The 21,336-nt window shown below is 34.5% G+C and carries 25 protein-coding genes and 1 pseudogene; 3 read left to right on the forward strand and 23 right to left on the reverse strand.

Annotation, left to right across the window (positions count from 1 at the left end; all coding sequences use genetic code 11):
- Nucleotides 1–18 precede the first annotated feature (18 nt).
- The 13 genes and pseudogenes from FS486_RS04220 to FS486_RS04280 all read right to left on the reverse strand — a co-directional run bounded on the left by FS486_RS04220 (nt 19) and on the right by FS486_RS04280 (nt 9,194).
- The gene (locus FS486_RS04220) at nt 19–441 is read right to left on the reverse strand and encodes a GNAT family N-acetyltransferase (RefSeq protein ID WP_144510054.1); all 423 of its coding nucleotides are present in this window, start codon (nt 439–441) and stop codon (nt 19–21) included.
- Nucleotides 442–456: 15 nt separating this feature from the next.
- Nucleotides 457–954 carry a hypothetical protein gene (locus FS486_RS04225; RefSeq protein WP_144510056.1) on the reverse strand — a complete coding sequence of 166 codons (498 nt, stop codon included), beginning with the start codon at nt 952–954 and terminating at the stop codon, nt 457–459.
- An 18-nt stretch (nt 955–972) separates the two neighbouring features.
- Complete coding sequence (locus tag FS486_RS04230; RefSeq protein WP_144510057.1) at nt 973–1,455, reverse strand: hypothetical protein; 483 nt, start codon at nt 1,453–1,455, stop codon at nt 973–975.
- Entirely contained in the window at nt 1,452–1,676 is a 225-nt protein-coding gene (locus FS486_RS04235) for a helix-turn-helix transcriptional regulator (RefSeq protein ID WP_144510059.1), read from the reverse strand. Before FS486_RS04235 ends, FS486_RS04230 begins: the two co-directional genes overlap by 4 nt.
- Nucleotides 1,677–2,400: 724 nt before the next feature.
- A complete protein-coding gene (locus FS486_RS04240) occupies nt 2,401–2,868 on the reverse strand; it encodes a hypothetical protein (RefSeq protein ID WP_144510060.1) in 468 nt (155 codons plus the stop codon).
- Between the two features lie 63 nt (nt 2,869–2,931).
- A complete protein-coding gene (locus tag FS486_RS04245; RefSeq protein WP_144510062.1) occupies nt 2,932–3,558 on the reverse strand; it encodes a class I SAM-dependent methyltransferase in 627 nt (208 codons plus the stop codon).
- Nucleotides 3,559–3,660: 102 nt separating this feature from the next.
- Nucleotides 3,661–4,104, reverse strand: coding sequence for an RrF2 family transcriptional regulator (locus FS486_RS04250; protein ID WP_144510063.1), 444 nt, complete (start codon nt 4,102–4,104; stop codon nt 3,661–3,663).
- Nucleotides 4,105–4,336: 232 nt separating this feature from the next.
- Nucleotides 4,337–4,693 (reverse strand): VOC family protein, encoded by a 357-nt coding sequence (locus tag FS486_RS04255; RefSeq protein WP_144510065.1) that lies wholly within the window; start codon nt 4,691–4,693, stop codon nt 4,337–4,339.
- A 2-nt stretch (nt 4,694–4,695) separates the two neighbouring features.
- Nucleotides 4,696–5,814, reverse strand: a complete 1,119-nt coding sequence (locus FS486_RS04260; RefSeq protein ID WP_144510067.1) for a DUF1835 domain-containing protein — start codon at nt 5,812–5,814, stop codon at nt 4,696–4,698.
- 25 nt (nt 5,815–5,839) lie between these two features.
- Nucleotides 5,840–6,392: pseudogene (locus tag FS486_RS04265) on the reverse strand (GNAT family N-acetyltransferase).
- 56 nt (nt 6,393–6,448) lie between these two features.
- Complete coding sequence (locus FS486_RS04270; protein ID WP_144510068.1) at nt 6,449–7,264, reverse strand: lipid II flippase Amj family protein; 816 nt, start codon at nt 7,262–7,264, stop codon at nt 6,449–6,451.
- A gap of 142 nt (nt 7,265–7,406) precedes the next feature.
- The gene (locus FS486_RS04275) at nt 7,407–8,441 is read right to left on the reverse strand and encodes a serine hydrolase domain-containing protein (protein ID WP_144510070.1); all 1,035 of its coding nucleotides are present in this window, start codon (nt 8,439–8,441) and stop codon (nt 7,407–7,409) included.
- 27 nt (nt 8,442–8,468) lie between these two features.
- Complete coding sequence (locus FS486_RS04280) at nt 8,469–9,194, reverse strand: class I SAM-dependent methyltransferase (RefSeq protein ID WP_144510072.1); 726 nt, start codon at nt 9,192–9,194, stop codon at nt 8,469–8,471.
- A gap of 473 nt (nt 9,195–9,667) precedes the next feature.
- Between FS486_RS04280 and FS486_RS04285 the strand changes: the two genes are divergently transcribed.
- From FS486_RS04285 to FS486_RS04295, 3 genes are all read left to right on the forward strand, one after another.
- Complete coding sequence (locus FS486_RS04285; protein ID WP_260858012.1) at nt 9,668–10,702, forward strand: sensor histidine kinase; 1,035 nt, start codon at nt 9,668–9,670, stop codon at nt 10,700–10,702.
- 38 nt (nt 10,703–10,740) lie between these two features.
- Nucleotides 10,741–12,036 carry a sensor histidine kinase gene (locus FS486_RS04290; protein ID WP_144510074.1) on the forward strand — a complete coding sequence of 432 codons (1,296 nt, stop codon included), beginning with the start codon at nt 10,741–10,743 and terminating at the stop codon, nt 12,034–12,036.
- An 88-nt stretch (nt 12,037–12,124) separates the two neighbouring features.
- On the forward strand, nt 12,125–12,661 hold the full coding sequence (locus FS486_RS04295) for a DinB family protein (protein WP_144510076.1): 537 nt from the start codon (nt 12,125–12,127) through the stop codon (nt 12,659–12,661).
- 569 nt (nt 12,662–13,230) lie between these two features.
- Here the strand turns inward: FS486_RS04295 and FS486_RS04300 are convergent.
- The 10 genes from FS486_RS04300 to FS486_RS04345 form a co-directional block, all read right to left on the reverse strand.
- Nucleotides 13,231–13,890, reverse strand: coding sequence for a hypothetical protein (locus tag FS486_RS04300; protein ID WP_260858013.1), 660 nt, complete (start codon nt 13,888–13,890; stop codon nt 13,231–13,233).
- Between the two features lie 232 nt (nt 13,891–14,122).
- On the reverse strand, nt 14,123–15,424 hold the full coding sequence (locus tag FS486_RS04305; protein ID WP_144510079.1) for a DUF4179 domain-containing protein: 1,302 nt from the start codon (nt 15,422–15,424) through the stop codon (nt 14,123–14,125).
- Complete coding sequence (locus FS486_RS04310) at nt 15,425–15,916, reverse strand: sigma-70 family RNA polymerase sigma factor (protein WP_144510081.1); 492 nt, start codon at nt 15,914–15,916, stop codon at nt 15,425–15,427.
- A 182-nt stretch (nt 15,917–16,098) separates the two neighbouring features.
- Nucleotides 16,099–16,836: a hypothetical protein gene (locus FS486_RS04315; protein WP_144510083.1), complete on the reverse strand. Its 738-nt coding sequence runs from the start codon at nt 16,834–16,836 to the stop codon at nt 16,099–16,101.
- A 133-nt stretch (nt 16,837–16,969) separates the two neighbouring features.
- Nucleotides 16,970–17,452, reverse strand: a complete 483-nt coding sequence (locus tag FS486_RS04320; protein ID WP_144510084.1) for a hypothetical protein — start codon at nt 17,450–17,452, stop codon at nt 16,970–16,972.
- 32 nt (nt 17,453–17,484) lie between these two features.
- Nucleotides 17,485–18,282, reverse strand: a complete 798-nt coding sequence (locus FS486_RS04325) for a class I SAM-dependent methyltransferase (RefSeq protein WP_144510085.1) — start codon at nt 18,280–18,282, stop codon at nt 17,485–17,487.
- 19 nt (nt 18,283–18,301) lie between these two features.
- On the reverse strand, nt 18,302–19,189 hold the full coding sequence (locus FS486_RS04330; protein WP_144510086.1) for an alpha/beta fold hydrolase: 888 nt from the start codon (nt 19,187–19,189) through the stop codon (nt 18,302–18,304).
- A gap of 22 nt (nt 19,190–19,211) precedes the next feature.
- The gene (locus tag FS486_RS04335) at nt 19,212–20,219 is read right to left on the reverse strand and encodes a DUF1835 domain-containing protein (RefSeq protein WP_144510087.1); all 1,008 of its coding nucleotides are present in this window, start codon (nt 20,217–20,219) and stop codon (nt 19,212–19,214) included.
- Nucleotides 20,220–20,243: 24 nt separating this feature from the next.
- On the reverse strand, nt 20,244–20,684 hold the full coding sequence (locus FS486_RS04340) for a hypothetical protein (RefSeq protein WP_144510088.1): 441 nt from the start codon (nt 20,682–20,684) through the stop codon (nt 20,244–20,246).
- Nucleotides 20,685–20,751: 67 nt separating this feature from the next.
- Nucleotides 20,752–21,072, reverse strand: coding sequence for a hypothetical protein (locus tag FS486_RS04345; RefSeq protein WP_144510089.1), 321 nt, complete (start codon nt 21,070–21,072; stop codon nt 20,752–20,754).
- Nucleotides 21,073–21,336 lie beyond the last annotated feature (264 nt).

A 21,336-nucleotide genomic window follows, 5' to 3' on the forward strand; every position in this document is an offset into this window, starting at 1 on the left:
AGTACCATGAAAAATAAGCTAGTGCTCCTTATCCTTTCTTAAACAAACACACCAAAAGCGCTCCACTCCCGGATACTTTTCACCTAAGCTGATAACAGTGAAACCAACTCTTTTATAAAAATTCACCGCGTCTTGATCGGTTTCTGCCGAAATTACCGAGAAAGAATGTTTTTTACATATGAAGTTAATCATGTCATTTCCTATCCCATGTTCCCTTTCAATTGGGGATACAGCAATATGTTTAATTTCACCTTTGTTTAAAGAAGTTAGTTCTATTCCGATACAGCCTATGAACTTTCCGTTTCGTTTATATCCGTATAATTTTCTATTTTCCTGCTGCAAATAGAGCTCATACTCTGCGTCCACCTTACTTTCAGAAGTGGCATATGTTAATAGCCGTCCTATAGCTAAGGGAAGTTGTTCTGTAGTTATTTCTTCCACTTTTCTACCCCCTTCTCATCGCGAATAAAGCACTTTATATGTAATGAAGTATGTTAGAAGGCCTATGATTGGTAAAGCTGCAATAAGGAAAACTGAATATGGCAACGGATTATCCAAATATGGAATGACTAATGCAAATATTATGAGCATAATGAATGTGGCCACAATTATGACGGAGAACGCTGCTTTGGCCGACTTACCAGTAATTTCTGATTCTCTTTCATCATTATCCAGGTTTACTTCAGGAAGGACTATTTCTTTCATAAGAATTCGACCATTATTACGTTTTTTTGAAATATAATTTGTATAATAAGAATTGATAGTGATGAGTATACTAAAAATCACGGTAAACCAACCAGTATTTATATCATGTTCTCTATAGTATTCGTAGCTGATTTCCTTGTCTAAAAACAATTGTGAAAGTTGAGTGGCTTTTACTTGCATAAAAGCTAGTAATGCAAAGGAAATAATTAATAAAATGCGCAAAATAATTGTTATCGATAATTTTTTCATCCTATATCCTCCTGTCTATTAACGAGCGTGAAAGTATTTAAATGTTCCTAAATAGATGATTAACCCTAATATTGGAATGGAAGCGGTCGTAAACACGGGATACCAAGGATAATCAAGAAAATAATTTGGAATAAACATATAGGATCCAAGAAGAAGAAACGTATAAAAAAGAATGAAAACAAAAGCATATCGAACTGCTTTACCTGTAACTTCGACAGTACGTTCATCGGAGACGTCATATTCAGGGAGAATATACTCTTTGATTTGAGCATGGTTTTTTTTCTTTACTATTATCAAGTCAATAATATTAACAATGACTAAAACTATACCTACTACAAGGAAAAAAGTTCCTCTCCACGTAGATACATATATGGAAAACCCATCTATATATCCTCTTCCCATCATTTCAAAATATTGTTCAATCCTTACAAAATCATAAACCATTAAAGCTAGAGATACGTATAATAGACACCTCAAAAGAACTGTCAAATACATTCTCATTTTGCATCCTCCTCTTTGTAAAATATTTGTTCGATCGGTTCCCCAAACACTTCTGCAATGTTCATAGCAAGCAGTAGTGAAGGTGTATAGCTTCCTTTTTCTAACGAAACGATCGTCTGTCTTGTTACACCGGTTCTTTCAGCAAGATCACCCTGTGTTAAATTGAATCTTGCCCTCAATTCCTTCACTCGATTTTTTAGCAAACTGCTCCCTCCAGACATCTTACTTGTATTGTATAGTCAGTTTGTCATTTTGTATAGTTCATTTTACTTTTTGTTTAGTTAGCTTTACTTAAAATAAAAAAGGACTGAATGCAGATAAATTTCTGATTCGTCCTTTCTTTCATTTATTTAGTTGAGTTAGATCACCTTTGTTGATTATCATAGTTTTTCCAAATTGGAAAACAGATTTACAATAATCTGCAACTTCCTACTTTAGGAATAGTGTGTCGTAACCGGTAACCGCTTGGATTTCCGCTGAAGGACGGACGCTTTTTAGTGGGGTAAGTGATGAGCTTTCACCGCCCGCTTTGCGTTCGTTGTAAAGTCTTATCTTACTCACTTGATCCCACTTGAGTTCTCGTCCTTCAGCTCCAATCCATCAAAATACACCTTTTTATCTGTATTTATTATCCATTAAAAGTTAGGAAAAGGCTTAACGAGACCAATTGTCATACGAAAGCAACCAATTCAACAGGCAAAGCAACCAGTTTGGGCTTGAAAGCAATCAAATCGGCAACAAGCGCAACCAATTCTCTAAGTATAGGCTAGCGGTAACTGATGAATCCGCTTAATTTACATGGATTGGATTGTCCATTAAAATTTGCGCAACATATCAGTTGTTACTCGCAACATTATTGACCGGATGCGCAACATTTTGGACGGATAGAACTTTCACATTCTCCCTATTTAACGAACCGAAACGTAAAATAGGAAATCATATATTTTACTGAATGACAAGATTTCCTACGTATTGCGCAGTACCCGCAGAATTTGTGAATTTCACTTCTAAAACATAATTTCCTTTACTGGTGGGGAATCGAAATTCTCTTTGATCGTTCATCTCGAGTTCGATTCGATGTCCATCATTTAACAGAGCAACAGTTATTTCTGGATCTGTCCAAATATCTCCACCATTCTTTTCGTTCTCTTTAAAATCTATAGAGGCTTCCTGGTTTCCGGAAACCCTTATTTCATCCTGAGAAAATCCGAATTTCAGAACATCTTCAATTGTTTCATGTACATTCTCACTTTGTGTTTCCCAACTAATATTGGACTCTGTTAATTGTATATCTACAATACCACTAAGGTTTAAATAAGCCGTTGGAACACCTACATCATAGTCTTCTGCAAAACATCCTGACAGTATTAAAACAAAAAGTAATCCGGTAATTAATTTAAAATATAATTTCATATTACACCTCCACATTTAATCTCGAGCAATTCCCTATAATTTTAAAGTTTTTTATGATGATTATTACGTACTTTTCTTACATTTTACCATTATAAAGTTTATGGACGGTTTATTTTTCATGTTCTTATTTGGCTCGTCTATTTCAAAGAACTCTACAAGGCCATATTCTTCAAATTCTTGTTTTATGGAGTCAGAATCATAAAAAAACATTTTTACATCTTCCATTATCTCAAAATAGTCGGTATCCAATTGTTTACCCTTCCCAAACATAGGGGCTTTTTTTGAAACAGTTGTGAAAACCATATATCCATTTGGCTCCAACTGATTGAAGCAATCTTTAATAAACTTTTCCCTTTCCTGCTTATTCAATAAATGAATAAGTGCATGCGAGAAGATACCATTATATAGTTTGTTATCAAAAGGCATTTCAGACACTGGACCATGAAAAATTCGACTATCAAACCCATTTTCTCTCGCCAAATCTATTGCAGTTTTAGATATTTCAATACCTGTAACGGTTATTCCACTTTCAACGAAAACCTTTGCATTTCTCCCATACCCAATCCCCGGTATTACTATATCCCTAACATTGTTTTCAAGGAAAAAATCCTTTGTTAAGATAGCAGAGTTGGTAGGTTCAAATCCCCACATTGTTTGTTTATCTATAAAACTTGATTCCCAGAATTCCATTATAACTCCCCCTCCATTTGTGGAAAACTCATGTTGTATTATATTTCTTCGTACTAAACATATCCATAAAGGATTCTTAATATCTCTAATTGAGACAAAAAATTAGTCTGTGTTGCTACCATGTTTTGCTTCATACATCCTAGGTTCAATTTGATTAGCAATGTCGTGAATAAGTTTGTTTGCTAATTCATCCGTCATCCTTTTCTCAGCTGCTATCATTACATTTTCTATTATACATTCTCCATTTTTAGTCTCACTATGTTCTAGTGAACAACTAAATAAACTCATTCTTCCTTCAATTGCATATATAACATCCAGAAAAGTGATATCAGTAGTATGCTTTTTAATACTATAGCCACCTTTAACTCCAGGAGTCGATTCGATTAGACCTGCCTTAACCAATTTAGTAAGTATTTTTGATAGATAAGTTGGAGATAAATTTTGAACTTTTGCTAATTGATCTACACCAACGGTTTGATTTTTGGGTGCTAAAGTTAAGTATACCATTGTGTGTAGGGCATAATTTGTGGCTTTTGAATACTTCATTCGTTCATCCCCTTAAAAATGATATTAGAGAGCTTTAATATCTCTAATATAGTATAAACATAATAAAATTTTTTTCAAGAAATAATATTTGCTTACGATTTTTATCTAGCATCGTTAGTTAAACAAACATTTGTATATTATATAGTGTACTTTTAAATTGTAAATGGAGCAACGCCTTTTAAGACGTTGCTCTGCTGGACATGTATGGAAGTTATTCAACGAAAATATTATTTCATTCATCTAAATGGGTAAGAATATTGACTAACTTCCCGAATGGATCCCTTACATAAAAGCGTTGAACACCCCATGGCTCCGAAACCGGTCCATATTCAATTGGAATTTTCGCTTCTGTTACACGAGTTAATACATGGTCAAGATCATCGACTTCAATTGACAAGTCGGGTACTGGTGTCCCAGAACCTCCCTCTGAAAGAAAGCTAATCTGAATATCCATTGTCTCATGTGATCCATAGGTTGTTATAAATCCCATATCCATTAGTTGCTCAAGTCCAAGGATTTCCTCGTAAAAGTACTTCGCTTTAGAAATGTCCTGTGTCTCAACATTGGCAACAATTCGTTTGACCTTCATTTTTACACTCCCCTTTCCCGCTTTTTTACACTGTAATGCCATGAGGATTTAGGTATTCCTTTTAGTTCAAGAAAACCAGTATATATTAAATGCCTAATCCGATATTCCAAATAGAATATACCAACAAATTCATCCATCTGTAAGAGTAACTCTTCAATTACTCTTCCGGTTTTGATAAAATCTTTGTTCTCTTGCTGATCATGTAGATTTTTTATTATATGTAAGATTTGTGCATCATAATGATTTTCAGGCACTCCTATTATTTCTCCATTACTCCATATTCGTAAATTTTCTTTCGTTTGTGCTAATGCTTCCCATTCTTTTTGTAATTGGATTTTTTCCTCTACAGATAATGGTTTATTCGCTTTATTTGTTTCAAACAGCCGTTTTATATGCATTGAGCCGATTTGGCTTGTATTGAGAATAGGCTGCTTTTCAACCTTGGAGGTTATATACTGTTCATAGAGAGTAGTGGAGTTAATAAGAAATATCTCATTCGTTTTATCTCTTAGTAAATAGAGTAAAAAGCGCATGCAAGTTTGTTCACTGGCGTTGTTCCCATACCAAACATGGATAGGAACTTGGCTTGGAATATCTTCAATTTCACGCAGTGTATTGCTAAACTTTATCGGGATTTCTATTTCTTGTTCAAAATTGATATTCTCCATTAACCACTCATTCCGATAGCTTCGATCTATTGTTTCATCTAAGTTCCCCAACGGTCCGATGGAAAGGAAGTCTGGGAAACCTATTACAGTCCTTGGCCATTCTAGACCACCCCTTAAGGAGCCTGCTGCTGATTCAGAAGAAACGATATGTATTGCACCATTTGTTCGTAAGTGACGATTTTTTTGAATCTGTTCATTAATTAGCTCTTCCATTAAGTTCATGTCATCTTGGTTGGCAAAGAATGTTCTTCCCTCATTCTGCTTAGAATTATATTTTCGATGGTCAAACATTTCTAATTCATCCTCTTGATCTAATTGGAATACTTCCCAATTATCACTTCCAAGTAGCAAATTCGAAACAGTTATATAGTTTTGTGTTTCAATTTTATAAACAAAAACGACAGTTGGCTCTATAAAGAAATAGATAAATGGATAGTTGACTTTAGACTTCATGACCGTTACCTCCTCAGATATTACCTTAATCCAAATGAACTTCTTCTTTTAAGAGTGAGTACATATAGAGATCATCATATTTTCCTTTAACATATTCATAATGCCTTAATAATCCTTCTTTTTTAAAGCCTTTTTTCTCCACTAATTTTTGTGATGAAATATTGGTAGGCTCGATCAAAGGCCTCAATTCTTTCTAACTGGAAATGACGAAAGCCATATTTAACAACCGCTTCCAACGTTTCACCGGCTATACCTGTTCCCCAAAAATTTTTGCTAAGTTCATACCCGATCTCAGTTCGGTGATGTTTCGTAATCCTATTAAGGAAACCACAGCTTCCGATTACCTTTCCGGAATCTTTTAGAGTGATCCCCCATCTAATTCCTGTACCTTCCTTGTATATTGATTGGTACCAGTTAACTTCATCTATCGCATCTTCTAATGTTTCAAAAGGGTCTAATCCCATATGTTTTACTACATTTTCGTCTGATAAGTATGCGAACATATCATTCGCATCGTCAGGTGTTACTTCTCTTAATAATAATCTCTTTGTTTCAATCTCTGGAAATTCTTTTTGCAATGAAATTTCGTCCCTTCAATTTTTTAATGCTAAATTTTAGTAAGTTAAAAAAGTGTTTAAACCATAAATTTAGTAAGCCACGCTACATACTGGGCTCCAGGTATAAAAAGTACTTGAGCAAGTATGGTTCCAAACAATCTCGATGTAATCATCATTAAAGAAACGCTTTTAAGTGTTAGGTAGCTACCCCTTTCATTAATTACATCATCGGCAAGAACAGAAATTTTAGGATCAATAAATAATACAAGAAGGATGGTTGCAATGCCATTTATAAGTCCAGATGCCATAATGGCTGTCGAAGCTCTATCTGGTGCCAATAATGCTGCATACAACGCAGATAGAACTCCAATTGTATATATTGCTGTAATCACCATATTTACTAAAAATAATTTATATGGAATGTCATTGATTTGAATGTCTTTCAAATAGTTTAGCTTAGGAAAACTAATATGCTTTATCCCGCGCTTAATATATTCGAAAGAAATCCCTTTTTTTATTAAATTAGGAATGGAGCCCCTCTCTTCAGATAAATGGATAATGGCTCTTGAAAATAAAGCGATAAACGTAGGTAATAAAATAACACCAACTAATGTCCCGAGTGTTGAAGCACCAATAAGAAATCTATATTGGCTTTCTACAAAATCCAAAGCATTTTGCGGGGGCGCAGTGTCCACTAGACTTCCGGTAAAAGGCTGTTGCATCATATTCGCCAATCTTGAAATAATAACCATTAAATTAAATAAGGAAAGTGCAGAGGCAATCATTTTCACCCTCGCACCTGACAGTCTTACAGCATAAGCAAGTGTTTCTATTGAGTGAATGATTAAAATAAATACAAATATAAATATTAATTTCTCCGTTATGAATTCCAAGAATATTCCTCGCTTTGCTTTCAAATAAAAATGTCCTATAAGAATTTGGGTTAACTTTTTGCATACGACATTCCATCTATATATTACGATAAATTTTTTTGGAAGTTTCATTACTATTTTTGTAACACGATTGTTAGAATGATCAAGATTGAAGGGAGTGATAAATTTCTCCAATAATCCCTTTCAGTTGATGGACACCTAAATCTGTATTTGTCATAATAACTGCCCCTTTCTCCAAATAGGGATATGCAACCATCATGCATTGAAATCCAATACCCCATCCGAGCGAAGAAATCTCTACTTCTTGTTTGGAACTATCTAGAAATACACCTAACCCAGTCCAGTCTTTTCCGAATTGAGGTGCAACCAATTGGCTTGCTTTACTTTCTGAAATTCCTATTTTACTTTTTCCCCTTAAGCAATTTATTAATTCAATTACAACTAATGCTAAATCTGAAGGGGTTGACCAAAGTCCGGCGGCTGCCGGAAATGGATACACTGTATAGCTTCCCTTAACCAATTCTCCGTTTTTATGGTGACCACAAGAAAACGAAGCATTTTCCAATTTGTGTGCCATGTCTAGTATGCTATTGTTCATACGTAATGGATGGAAAATAAGTTCGTTCATTACTACTTTAAAAGGTTTGCCGACGACGTCTTCAATCAGTTGTTGAATGATACAATAACCCGCATCTGAATAGCGAAAGTCACTGCCCGGCAAATATTTAACTTCAATCGGTTCTTTACAATAAGGAGTTTTTCCATCTAATAAGTCAACCATCGTAGGAACACCCTTTGCGATTGTATACTCACTAAAACTTCCTTCGGGATCCATTACTCCTGATTGATGGCTAAGTAATAATCGCAATGTTACCTTTTTTTGTTGAGTATGCTCATTTTCAGCAAGCTTCCAAGATATGAGCTTTTTGTTTACGTCTTCATCTAAGTCAAGCAATTCTAGTTCGGTTAATTTTAAAACGAGGATCGATGTAAGAAATTTACTGATTGAGCATGCATTAAACAAAGACGTACCTGTTATGCTTCTATTCGTTCCTGTTTCAAGCAGACCAAAGCTTTGTTCCATACTAATTTGACCGTTATCAACAAGGGCAATGCTTAAACCTATCACATTATAATGTTTTATTCGTTCATCAATATTTATATTTTGCAGTTGCATTCGAAAAAATCCTCCATGTCCTGGTTGCTATATCGTTTTCCCTTTTTTCTCTTTCACTGCTTTTACAATCATAAAATGAGGACTTTTCATGAGCTTTTCATACTTTACTAGCTCTACTTTTTGAAATGCTCTCGTAGGTTGTGGTTCGATTAGCTTCTCCAATAAAAAATATGCTGCAGTTTCATTGACGATTTCCTGGAGAGGACGACGATAAAATGGGACCTCTATCAAAGTTCCTTCTCTTTCCCATTGATCGATAATAAATTCAGTGGAAAAGTAGTCACCATTCTCGGATAGTTTTATATCCATAAATGGATGGTGGACGGAAAAAAGCAATTTCCCGTCTGGTTTCAATATTCTGCGGAATTCGCTAAAAGGCTTGCTCCAATCTTTTAAGTAATGAAGAACTAAAGAGCTTAAAATTACATCAAATGTTTCATCCGCAAATGGCAGTTTTTCCTCTAGATCCATACATAACACCTTTGCATTTTTTCCAATTCTTCTTTTAGTTGCCTCTATCATTTTTGGACTTATGTCTGTGGCAGTAACTTCTGCACCTAAATTGACTAGTTGCTCTGTGTACCATCCCGCTGCACAACCAGCATCCAAAACCTTCTTATCTCTTAAATCGTTTGGCAGTAATTTCATCATTGCAGGTCGTTCGTATTCTGTATTAAATAGACTTTTCGTATCCACATTATGTTCGTAATCATTGGCAAGCTGGTTATAAGTTTCTTTTACTCTGTTGTTCATAGTTCACCTCTATGCTTCTTATTGGCATCTCTTTCTTTATTCAACAAATGATTTCGAATACCTTCTAGTAACTTTCATTGTGTTACCATCTACTCCGCAATACTAGTTAGACTATCCATTTCTCCCTTTCTGCACTTTTAAACAAAGTTCTTCATGAATCTTCCGAATATTCATTAAAGAAGTATTGTGTATTCCATATCCTTTCGTTACTATTAATTTATAAAAATTATTAGGAGTTATATATATTGGGAATTATAACAATGCATTTTCTATTTAATCTTTCCTTATTAATGATTTTATTTTTTATTTTTTTTCTATTAAACAAGAGAGTCGGTAGTATCCATTTACACAAACGAGCTGGCCTATTTTATTTTGTTTGTTCTTTAATAATTTGTTCCATATTTTCTTATCCATTACAAACTGGGTATGCGCTAGATTTGAGGATAATTCCTTTCTTATTGGGCGGCCTATATTTGAGGTCCAGCCCTATATTGGGAATTTTGGTTATTTTCTTTCGGGCATTCCATGGAATAGACGTTGGATTTTTTATAGCCGTTGCATTTTATACCATATTTAGTTTATGTATATGGTATATTTCTCCATGGTTTTTAAAACTTACTTCTAATATACGAATTCTTTTTTCTACCGGTATTACTTTACTAATAAGTGTTGCCATCCTATTCCTAGCATTGAACATACTATCTCCAGACAAATTGCTAGACATGTTCATTGCCTACGTAATAGTCCCACCACTTGGAGTGGCCATGATTTCTTCCCTCATTGAATTAAGAGAAAAGAATCAACAATTGCAACAACAGTTAGTAATCGAAGAAAAGTTGGCGGCTGTCGAACAAATGGGTGCTGCAATATCTCATGAAATTCGCAATCCATTAACTACAGCAATTGGATTCATTGAGCTTCTTGACCAAGCTTCACTTGATAAAAATAATAGAACAAAATATCTCTCCATTATAAAAGATGAATTAAATACTGCTGAAGGTATTATTCAAGATTACTTAACCTTCTCTAAACCAATTATTGAATCAATAGAAGAACTAGATATTCAGAAAGAACTAACACATATTTTAAAATTATTACATCCTCTAGCCAATTATAATTCAGTAAAGGTATCTACTGATTTTTCTACCTTTGGAACGATCCAAGGAGACAAATCGAAATTCCACCAATGCTTTATAAATATTATAAGAAATTCGATTGAATCCATGCCTTATGGCGGTGCATTATGGATCAAGACGATTGCTACTCAGGACAAGATCATTATTTCTATACAAGATACAGGAATAGGATTGAGTAAAGAACAAATTAAACGTATAGGAGAACCACATTATTCTACGGAGGGATCCAAGGGAACTGGTCTTGGCATGATGGTTGCTTACAGTATATTACGTGCTATGAAAGGAACAATTGAGGTTCAAAGTGAGATTGGCGTAGGTACCATTTCCCAATTTCATTTTAAGCTCCATAAAACTAAGGTAAAGGAAAGATGAATTTTTTCGCGGTAATTTAGTATTGGAGGAATAATATCTTGGAACTATCAGTATTTTTCTTTTTCAACTTATCTTTGTTAATAGTATTATTATTTTTCGGAGTTTTATGGGCAGAAAAGTCTAAAAGGTTTCGGTCGTACCAAGCTATTTTCATTTTGATAGTTAGTTTAATACTCTGTTTCCTTTTTACTTATCAAATAGAAGGTATTAACCTTGTTTTTGATTTACGAAAAGTTCCGTTTATTGTCGGCAGTTTGTATATGGGTTTAGGTCCTTTGTCGGCTGCGTTCATTATGCTCGTAAGAGGTTTTTTGGGAATAAATTATGGATTTTGGATGACCGTCCTTTATTATGGAGGGCTTGCTATACTTTTTTGGCGAATCTCTCCATGGTTTTTAAAACGCTCTCCTAAGCAACGAATCTTTTTTGCTGTAGGAGTAACATTTTTGTTCAGTTTTGCCCAATCTTTTACGATGGGAATTTGGCACTTACCTCACAGTAGTACCGAAGTGTTGTTTGCTTATTTAGTCACCCAACCAATTGGAGTCGGAGTTATTTCTTATATTATTGAAGAAATTCTTATGTCTATTCAATTGCGCCAACGCACGATGAAATCCAAACGTTTAGAGGCTGTTGAACGAATGGGTGCAGCTATTAGTCATGAAATTCGCAACCCGTTGACTGCAGCAATTGGTTTTGTTCAACTTCTGCAAAATGATTCTATCTCAAAAGAAAACCATACTCAATATCTTTCTATTATTAAAAGCGAGCTAAAATCGGCTGAAAAAGTCATTCAAGAGTATTTGAATTTCTCTAATCCCGAAATTAAAACGATGGAACCCCTACTTCTTCAGGAAGAACTAGAACAAGTAGTTGAATTGCTAAAACCATTGGCAAGGCGAAATTCGGTAAAAATAGTTTCTATTTTTTCACCAGGAGAAAAGATTGAAGGAGACAAACAAAAGTTTCATCAATGCTTTGTAAATAGTATGAAAAATGCGATAGAGGCAATGCCAAAAGGAGGAATATTAACGGTTGAAACGGAGAGTACCCCTACCACTGTAAGCATTCTCATTAAAGATACTGGTTCAGGTATGACACTTGAACAAGTGACCCGTTTAGGGGAACCTTATTATTCAACTAAAGGAAGCAAGGGGACTGGTCTCGGCATTATGGTAGTGTATAGTATCGTACGTGCTATGAATGGTACAATTCATGTAGAAAGTGAAATTGGAGAAGGAACGACATTTACATTTACGTTTCCTTCCTTATCACCTGCTTTTTTAGAACCGGTAGAAACAATGGAAGCTGAGAAGGAACTTGTTATGAATTGAAAAAGGTTCAAAAAGGTACCAGGTTCTAAAACAATTCAAAATTGTTTTAGAACCTGGTGCTCTATTACATGTCAAAGGAGACGATAATATGTATAACTTATTAGAAAAAGATGAGTATGCCTCTCATTTTTCAACCTATGTGAAATTGGTAGCTGAAGGAGATTTAGCGAATATTTTAACGAAACAACTAGCGGAAACAATTAACTTACTTCAGGATATTTCTGAGGAACAAGCTCATTTTCGTTATACTTCCAAAAAATGGAGTTTAAAAGAAGTGATTGGTCATATGGCAGATACCGAGCGAGTAATGGGATATAGACTTCTAACTATCGCTCGAAGTGAAACAACCACTCTTCCTGGTTTTGATGAGAATGAATTCATCCAAAATGCTTCATTTAATAAACAGTCCGTAGAGGAACTTCTTCAAAATTTACAAGCAGTACGTTTATCGACCATTCATCTAATTAAAAGCCTAACGACGGAAGATTACATACGTCGTGGAATAGCAAATAATTCTGAAATAACTGTCCGTGCATTGATAGTTATCATTGCCGGTCATGAGCTTCATCATTGTAATATAATCAGAGAAAGATATTTTGGAGATACAGCTTTTCCGATTAGCTAAACTAATTGCACTAGCTAGCCCTACTTTTTCTCTAATATCTAAATATTCTTAACTATTTTTAGAAATTAGAAGGATATCCTGGTTTTAATATCGAATCTATCTTTGATACTAAAAACTATTTAAAGAAAGGGAGACTACGAGGAAAAAAATATTCTTATATGTACTAATGCTTATTTTTATAATACCTTCTTCTGTGTTTGCAATTGAACCAGAAATTGCTGTGGAACCATATGGAGTCGGTGAGTGGGATCTTAAAGGGGAGCAAAACATTAACTTCTCATTATCTAAAGAGGCTTTAAGCAATAATTATATTGCAACTGACGGGGAAACTTTAAAATAGATTTAACAAGTTCCTTTCATAGTTCAAGTTATGTAAGGGGTAACAAAAGGAACATCAGTAACTAACAGTAAAGGAACTATTAAATTTAGTGGAATCCCTACTGGTGCTAAAGTATGATTTAAAATATCAGTTTCTACTTCTGATACTATTAACTTTAAATTTTATGATTAAAAAAACCGAAAATAAAAAACAAAAACATCTGCTCTAATAAGATGTTTTTGTTTTTTTATTAATTTATTTTTTCTCCATGTTTATTATAAATGTATATTTTTACAGTTTTTTCTTTTATAAGTTTATTGGAAGATAATTTCTTTTCTAAATTCATTTGAATTTTATTTTCTATTTCTATAGCAACATCTGATGATTTTTGTTTTTTATTTAAAGATGTCTTTATTTCGATAGAAAATTCTGAAGTTTTATTAGCTAAATCTATCTTTTCAATTTGTTCTGGATAGGTTTCAGACAACTCATTATTTATAGTTTCAAATATTTCTCGCATTAAACGGTGTTCTTCTCTAATTTCTTCGGTTATTATTTTATTAATTTCACTTTTATTCACATTAACAGTATACGCTTCGAATTCAGTTGATTTAATTGAATTTATCACGAGTTCTTTTACCTCATTTTTTACTGAATTATAATAATCTTGACTTCCAATAATCTCAATGTCTATCTCCTTTGAGTTGTTATCAACGTTTGAATTAATGCTATACGTGCCTATGTTATATTTTTTGTCTGTTTTATCTTTAATCTTTTCTATCATCTTAAATGCATCTTTTTCTGATAAACTAATGTTTTTTTCAGCCGATGTACTTAATGATGCTACTCCAAAGTATATTATAAAAACCCCTATTACACTCAATGCTACAAAATAGATTTTTCTTCTCATAATTTTCAAATCCTTTCGAACCACTCTAATGATATGAAAATGTATTCGAAAGTATTCAAACATTTTCGAGAAGTCAATAAATACGTATAAACAGCTTTTTCTTGTTTTTTAATTCGCCAACACCCCTGCTCATAAGGGATTGCTTCGTTCAGCCGATTCCGTCTATTTCGTTCTAATTTATTTTTTATCACTACGAACATGCTGTTTGTTGTTTTAAGATCATTGCAGAAGCCTACTTATTAAGAGGAATATCAATTTCCACTCTACCGTCCAAATACTGTGGATAGCTACCAATATTGAATCGAATGGGATTCACTGCATTTTTAAAATCAAATGTAGAGAACTCCGTGACATAAGGTCTCTCTCTGCTTAAACGCATCCCCATTAGATTACCACTTACATCATTGCCTTTTTGATCCACCATTTCAGAAAATAGTAGCCATCCGCCAGATGGATAAGTGACTTCCAAAGTATTTTTCGAAGGTATTTGAACGGTAATATCCAGCTCACTCGGCACATACAACACTTTCTTTTGCTCGAAATCCACCTCGATATAGTTGGATACTTTTGGAAGTGCTTCGATTCTCTCCATCACTAGCGTTAATTTTTCCGGTTGTCGGAAGTAATTGCTTTGTAGAAACAGTCTTACATCACCGTCAGGAAAATTGCGGGAGCCACCCGAGTTATTAGTTGGTTGTGCCCAATCTTCACCATTCTCATCAATCAATCGTACCGATGTAAATTTCAGTAATTCCATCGTGTTTTGTTCGTCAGCGGCTAATCGGATTTCTGCACGCAATGGTGAGATTTTTAGCTCTTTAATGTTAATTGTTTGACCATCTACGACAACAGGTTTGTTCAATGTATAAACTTTTGGTTGTTCAATAGGCTTGGTGATTGCGAATGGCACAGAGAACTTGGTCTCTCCCTTCGCATCACTCAAGTTCAAATTAAATTCGAATTTCCTATTGTCATACGATAAATTGTCGGCAGACGTAATTTCTACTTTGTCTTCATGTACATTTTCCTCACCCGATTTTGAAGAAATGTAAGAACCTACTACACCAAATGGAATGCCTTGTTGAGATATATCTAAAGAAGTTATACTCCATTTCGAATCAGGAGTTTCAAGCTTATAGAAGATAGTCATGCCCGAATAATCGGCTACAACACTCCTTAAAGTCAAGGTATAATCACCATCTGTTACTACAATTCCAAGTTTCTCATAGTAATCATTTTCGACAATATCAATGATTTCTTTATCATAAGCAATCATGCCAACGATAGAAGAAATGCCTGGAATTTTAGAAACAGCTTGTGCAAATACGGGAGACACACGAACGGAGGTTACAAATAGCAACAATAAAACAGCAGCTATACTAGCAAATGAGTACAAACGGCGTTTTCTCCTTTTGGTCAATCGATGCTGATGCACAGCTCTTGCACGTGCTTGATGTAACGCTTCTTTTGGAATTTCAATCGCTTCTAAATCCTTTTTTAGCTTCGGTAAATCCTGCTCGTTCCAATTAGTCATTTACAGCCCCTCCTTGCCAATGAGTATACGTAATCTTTTTAGTGTCGTGTGTAGCCTTGATTTTACCGTACCTTCAGGAATTTGCTTCAGCTGTGCAATGTCCCCGTTCTTCATATCTTGGAAATATTTTAAATAAATAAGTTCCTGTTGTTCTATTGACAGACTGGCGATAATATCAGCGATTTCGAATGGTTGCTGATCTACCGATGGAATTTCCACATCATGATTATAGACAAACTTCTCCTGCTTCTTTTTCACATCTAAACTAATATTAATGATAATTCGAACAAGCCATGTTGCTATGTATGCGGGCTCTTTGACCGTATGAAGCTTTTTTAAAGCACGATACGTCAGTTCTTGTACTGCTTCAATCGCGTCATGCTCATTTTTCAAGTAAGCATATGCTGTTCGATAGAGCGTATCTTCATGTCGCCTTAATAACTCCAATATCGCCTGTTCTTCCCCTGCTATTGCCCGTTTTTCCAAATCCATATTTCCACCTCCCTCGTTATCTATTAGACAGTTTGAAATGATAAATCGTTCATTTTATTTTTGCTCATTAAAAAAACGAGTTCAACTTTGAAAGTGAGCTCGTATCCAACTTCCTTTAATTTTCAGTGCCAGCTTCTCATTGAATTCAGAATGGTTTTAGAACCTGGCACTCAAAAAGAAGACTAGTTCAACTCAAAAAACTCAGTCAAAGGAATTTTTCTTCCTTCTTTGTTCCAATTTTGGTACTGATCAAAAATCGAGTCAATATCGTTATTAGCACGAACTTCTACTAGATATTTCACTGCAAGATAACTTCGCCAATAATCATACATAATACTGGATAAGGAACCTTCATATGAGCTACTACCAAATTCATCTAAAGAACGTGCGCCGTATTTGTCTTTAAATACTTCTACTAATTCCATCTCGACACTTGTTATCTCTTCAAATTCTTTCTCGTTTAACAGATATTTTCTTGGCAAGTACTGACACATTCCCTCTTCAAACCATATACTATCCCCTCGTTCATCTTCAAATTCATCTATAAATAAGTCTGAATGATGAGTTAATTCATGTGCTAATATGGTCATCAAATGATTTTCGGAATAGTTTTCATAGAATCTTTGAATTGGTGGAAGGTCCTTATCATCTAATTGCTTGATAAATAGCTTTCTCCAAGATTGTAAATCTGGAGACATATAGATAATGTCTTTATTTGTATAAGCAGGTATTGGTATAGTAGATAAAATGGTGGTGGCTAGTTCCTCCGTTGTCCACACTATTGCTTTCGGCATCTTAGTTAGAGAGTATTTCTTTTCCAATATATGTTGATATTCTTTTAACTTTTTGTCGAAACTTTCAGTGATGTCTTGGTATTTTGTATAATCTTCTATATTTTCGAACGCATATATTTGTTTCATAATCAAAATTCCCTTCTTCAAACTTTTAACTCTTCTCCGTGTGTATACACGACTCGAACTAGCTTACTTTTGTATGATACATATGTCTCCGCAATTATTTCTGATAAACCATTATCTATTTTCACTATGTCCTTTAAGGTTTCTTGTCTTTTAACGCGAGTAATCCTCCTACAAGAAGGCTAAAAAATAGCAATAAGATGAATGTAAAAAAATTAAAGAATACATCGTTAGAATTTATGTTAAGTAACGGAACTTTTGAATCCCCCTGATAATTCGGACTAACTTTAGTAAGGAGGGATTTTAAATGATATGCTCTTACCATCGTAGTGCTGGTGATTGCCGCTATACTTAAAAGACTGACTCCTGCTATGGTCACCACCGTCTTCTTTTTTAACTTTCGGTACATATATTCATGTGTAAAGCTAATGGTCAAAGCGATAAAAATAATGATTAATGGGAACAAGAATAGCAATGGAAGTAACCCAATATTACCATTCCCTCCACTATATTCTGCAGGTGGCTTTGTAGATAGATTGGCAAAAGCAAATGCTCCTACTGTAACGAAAGCACAGACGATATAGACGAAACCATAAAGGTAATAAGAGAATTTCTTCATCTAATATTAGTCCCTTCTCGGAGATGCAAGCATTATTTCTTTTTTATGGCCAGTTTAACTGATACGTTTATTTGTTCTTTAAAAATCCCTGAATTATCAAGTGATAATAATTCCTCTTTTAAATGATTTTCAAATGAATAAACGTTTTTACCTAAGAAGCGTTTACTTCCATAAGAAGTGGAATATATATTCCCAATTATAGAGTCCATTGTCCATACTTGTTCGTAAGCTGGTATCTCATGAATTTCCAAATCAAATTTAGATTTAGATACAATTTCTTGGTGACTATTGATTGGGTGAGAATACGTTGAGTTACCGGCTCTTCTTTCATTTCCATACCAATGTTTTACTACCTCGTCCACTTTCCTCTGCCATGGCAAAAGTTCTTTATAAGGAAAATAATTATCAATAATTGCTATTCCACCATCATCCTCAACCATTTCATATAAAGTTTCTAAAACCTGTGCTCTGTCCATCCAGTGAAAAGCCTTTGCAATCGTAACCAATCTAAAAATGGGACCGGATTTTTCTTTATATGTATGAATGTCACCATTAAACCATGCTATATTCTCTGCTCTCACCTCTTTGCCAAGGAATACTGCTTTCTTAATCATTTCAGGCTCCGTATCAATCCCAACAATCTTTTCAAACCAATCTGTAAACCGAAATGCTAACTGTCCTGTCCCACATCCTAAGTCAAGCATTTGCCCACTACCATCCAAAGAAAACTTATCTATCAAAAACCTTATTAAAGAAGCAGGGTATAATGATCTATAACGTGAATAGTACCTTGCCGTTCCTTTGAATAAGTCCTCACCATAATTGGTCATTAAAATTCTCCCTTACCTATTACGCAGTTTTTAAGAAATTCAGCACTTCTCTCACAAATTTATCGGGCTCTTCCTGTTCTGGAAAATGAGCGCTTCTATTAAACAAAGTCCACTCACAATTCGGTAAATTTCTATGTATTATTTTAGAAATTGGTATGCCAGTATTTCTATCATGTGCTCCTGTTATGAGCAACGCTGTAGAATGAATATCTTTCAGCCTATTCGTTAAAGGAATTTTTGCGGGATTTTCTTGCAAAATTTTTAGCATCAGTCCGGTATTCGTTAGATTACTCTCTTGTCCCAATTGGCGATACATTTTGGCCACACTTTGATCCTCAAATAGTAAACGGTCCATTGTGTCTATATCAACACATCCCCATACTTTGTTATATTTAGTTTCAATCGTAGAATTTTCGCCTAAAATCTTTTCTATTTTATCTGCCAAAGGTACATCTGCAATCGACATGAAACCCGCTATTTGAATCATGTATTGCGTTTTTAAAGCCATTAAGCTTGGTCCAGATAAAACAACTTTATTGACTGCGTTAGGAATAGCATATGTAATTTCTAAGGCCAGCTCTCCACCAAATGAATAACCTAGAAGGTCAACTTTCTCACTCCCTATCCACTCTACAATTTCTTGGAAGTCATCAATCAATTCATTAAAGGAATAAGCTGTCTCTGATATTGGTTTGCTGCTTCTACCACAACCACGTTGCTCATAATATACAACGGTTCTTTCATTTGAAAGCAGTGGACCTATTGTTCTTTCAAACGTATATAGATTGCCACCAGGGCCTCCGTGGATAATGACTAATGGGATAGTATTATGTTCTTTCCCCTCAATCTTTATCCAATGAAAAATCCCGTTAATTTCCACTGTATATTCACCGTTTTCTCTTTCCATATATTCACCTTTTCTTTGGATGTTATTTGTGCTTTTGTAATCTCACGCTATAAAACCGCATTGCTTTAGGAACGCCTTCTATTTCAAATACCCCTTGTAAAATCAGCTGACGTAATCGATATTCGATGAATTGGTCACCAGTATATTCGTCTAGATTGCCGATCACTTCTCCAATAAGTCTAGCCGATTTCATAAACTCAGGTTGTGTTTGCCCATCATGCAAATAACGAGCTTTTTCAATGATGAATGAATCAAAGTAACTATCAGGCACGCTCCTTATTTGCTCGTTCTCCCAAATGCGCAGTACATCGGTTGTTTCCGCAAGTTTTTCCCATTCGTCTGCAAGTTTGTTACGCAGTTGTTCTGTTAATGGCTGTTCAATTTTGTATGTATTATAGATTGTTTTTAATTTTTCATTTCCCAGTTCTCCCGTATGGATGGGAATGATGCTTGGCCATAGATTTTTAAAAGCGATGTTGATATTAAGGAGACGAATATCATTTTTCTTTTCTTTTAGGATATGCAAGACAAGTCGCACGCCGGCTTGCTCATGTGCATTGTTTGCTGTCCATATGTAAATTGGTATGTGTTCAGGTATGTTCCTTATTTCTGTTAATGCTTGTTGAAATTCATCTATATATGTATCTATAAACTCTTCATCTAGATTAATATGTAAAAATAACCACTTCTTGCGCTGCTCCAGCCCTTTTTCAGTATGCAGCTGATGTACAGGACCTATGGAAAATTGGTCTGAAAACCTAATAACTTTTTCATCTTTTGGCAGTGCAATTCTTAAGCTCCCTGCTGGTGAATCTCCGAACACTATATGCACCGTATGATAGGGATCGTACTTTGGCTCAGATGCATGCTTCAGTAAAGCTTGATACTCTTTTTTCATGCTTGCCAAAATTTCGCTTTCCGGATAGTTCGTTTCCTCTAGCATTTGCAGTCGTAAAAAATGTTGGAGTAACAGTGATTTTGCCTCCTGCTCCGATAATTGCTCTACTATTTTTTTAATTTTATGGATCATTTATTTATCGCTCCTATTATTTGACTAAGAAATGTAAAGTTGAATAGCTTTCCATGCATCGATTAATGGAATGAGGGGGAGCAATATTGCAAAGATAAGATTACTTCGAAAAATTGCCTTCCACATGCGCATTCTATTTCGCATATGCATAACGATTAAAGTCGTTGATATACCTATGGTTGAAAAAAGCAACGATAAGAACTCTTTTTGTCTTTTAATCTGATATTCAATCGCTTCTGATTTCCATTCATCCTGTTTCGACCATGACACTGTTTGAATATTTCTTTCTGCTCCGTATAAATTATATGATTTAATCGTTAATTCATTTTTTGATGCTGAAACAATTTCATAACTATTTGGTAAAAGTGAAACTTGGTATACGAGGAAGTACGATAAACAGCAGAGAATGACCATAATGAAAAAATATGGTCCAAACGCTTTAAGTCTTTTTATGAAAGTTTTCAACGCATTACACCTCCAACGTAACTTCATACTACTACCCAGAAGTATTTAGAACCTTTCAATTGAACTCTTAGAAATAACTTCTGTAATTATAAAATACTGCTGCGATTGTTATGATGGTGTACACTAAAGATGTAAAAAAGGCGTAATTAGGTGCAAACTCAAAACTCTTATTTTCCATTCGAATACCTGTGGAGCCTTGAATGTTCCCATTCAAGCGCCGAGAACCAAAACCACCCTTAGAATTAAAAAACCAAATACTTACTGTGGCCGCTAATCCAATCAAAAATGAATAGTCAATGAATGTTGTGTGTGTGAAATATGCTATACCGAAACTCAATCCTATCAAAACTAATAGAGTTAAAACAATGGTTATTAACCTTCGTTTCATATTGTCCTGTCCCCCATTTGATTTATCAAAATATAGTAACTAATATACATACGATTAAAAAAGTATTTAGTTTCACAAATATTTCGTTTTTTCGTTCATCTAAATTGCACCATAGAGGAAGAAATTTTCTAAGAATCCTACTGCTAAAATTAAAGAGACTAGGGTATTTCAATTGAAGAAATTATGTCTGACTTATTTGTAGGAGTACTCAAATCTCTCCTCGTATGAAAATGACGAATTAGTTCTATTGGCTTCCACTTTCAA

This window comes from Bacillus sp. FJAT-22090, assembly GCF_007676755.1.
Lineage (GTDB): Bacteria > Bacillota > Bacilli > Bacillales_A > Planococcaceae > Psychrobacillus.

Coding starts and splice junctions, on each gene's coding strand:
- FS486_RS04280 (WP_144510072.1), bottom strand. CDS start 9,194: ATGAACAACAGAGTAAAAGAAACTTATAACCAGCTTGCCAATGATTAC.
- FS486_RS04335 (WP_144510087.1), bottom strand. CDS start 20,219: ATGATCCATAAAATTAAAAAAATAGTAGAGCAATTATCGGAGCAGGAG.
- FS486_RS04250 (WP_144510063.1), bottom strand. CDS start 4,104: ATGAAGTATTCAAAAGCCACAAATTATGCCCTACACACAATGGTATAC.
- FS486_RS04245 (WP_144510062.1), bottom strand. CDS start 3,558: ATGGAATTCTGGGAATCAAGTTTTATAGATAAACAAACAATGTGGGGA.
- FS486_RS04345 (WP_144510089.1), bottom strand. CDS start 21,072: ATGAAACGAAGGTTAATAACCATTGTTTTAACTCTATTAGTTTTGATA.
- FS486_RS04255 (WP_144510065.1), bottom strand. CDS start 4,693: ATGAAGGTCAAACGAATTGTTGCCAATGTTGAGACACAGGACATTTCT.
- FS486_RS04315 (WP_144510083.1), bottom strand. CDS start 16,836: ATGAAACAAATATATGCGTTCGAAAATATAGAAGATTATACAAAATAC.
- FS486_RS04300 (WP_260858013.1), bottom strand. CDS start 13,890: ATGAGAAGAAAAATCTATTTTGTAGCATTGAGTGTAATAGGGGTTTTT.
- FS486_RS04230 (WP_144510057.1), bottom strand. CDS start 1,455: ATGAGAATGTATTTGACAGTTCTTTTGAGGTGTCTATTATACGTATCT.
- FS486_RS04275 (WP_144510070.1), bottom strand. CDS start 8,441: ATGCAACTGCAAAATATAAATATTGATGAACGAATAAAACATTATAAT.
- FS486_RS04260 (WP_144510067.1), bottom strand. CDS start 5,814: ATGAAGTCTAAAGTCAACTATCCATTTATCTATTTCTTTATAGAGCCA.
- FS486_RS04305 (WP_144510079.1), bottom strand. CDS start 15,424: ATGACTAATTGGAACGAGCAGGATTTACCGAAGCTAAAAAAGGATTTA.
- FS486_RS04225 (WP_144510056.1), bottom strand. CDS start 954: ATGAAAAAATTATCGATAACAATTATTTTGCGCATTTTATTAATTATT.
- FS486_RS04320 (WP_144510084.1), bottom strand. CDS start 17,452: ATGAAGAAATTCTCTTATTACCTTTATGGTTTCGTCTATATCGTCTGT.
- FS486_RS04310 (WP_144510081.1), bottom strand. CDS start 15,916: ATGGATTTGGAAAAACGGGCAATAGCAGGGGAAGAACAGGCGATATTG.
- FS486_RS04295 (WP_144510076.1), top strand. CDS start 12,125: ATGTATAACTTATTAGAAAAAGATGAGTATGCCTCTCATTTTTCAACC.
- FS486_RS04235 (WP_144510059.1), bottom strand. CDS start 1,676: ATGTCTGGAGGGAGCAGTTTGCTAAAAAATCGAGTGAAGGAATTGAGG.
- FS486_RS04325 (WP_144510085.1), bottom strand. CDS start 18,282: ATGACCAATTATGGTGAGGACTTATTCAAAGGAACGGCAAGGTACTAT.
- FS486_RS04240 (WP_144510060.1), bottom strand. CDS start 2,868: ATGAAATTATATTTTAAATTAATTACCGGATTACTTTTTGTTTTAATA.
- FS486_RS04330 (WP_144510086.1), bottom strand. CDS start 19,189: ATGGAAAGAGAAAACGGTGAATATACAGTGGAAATTAACGGGATTTTT.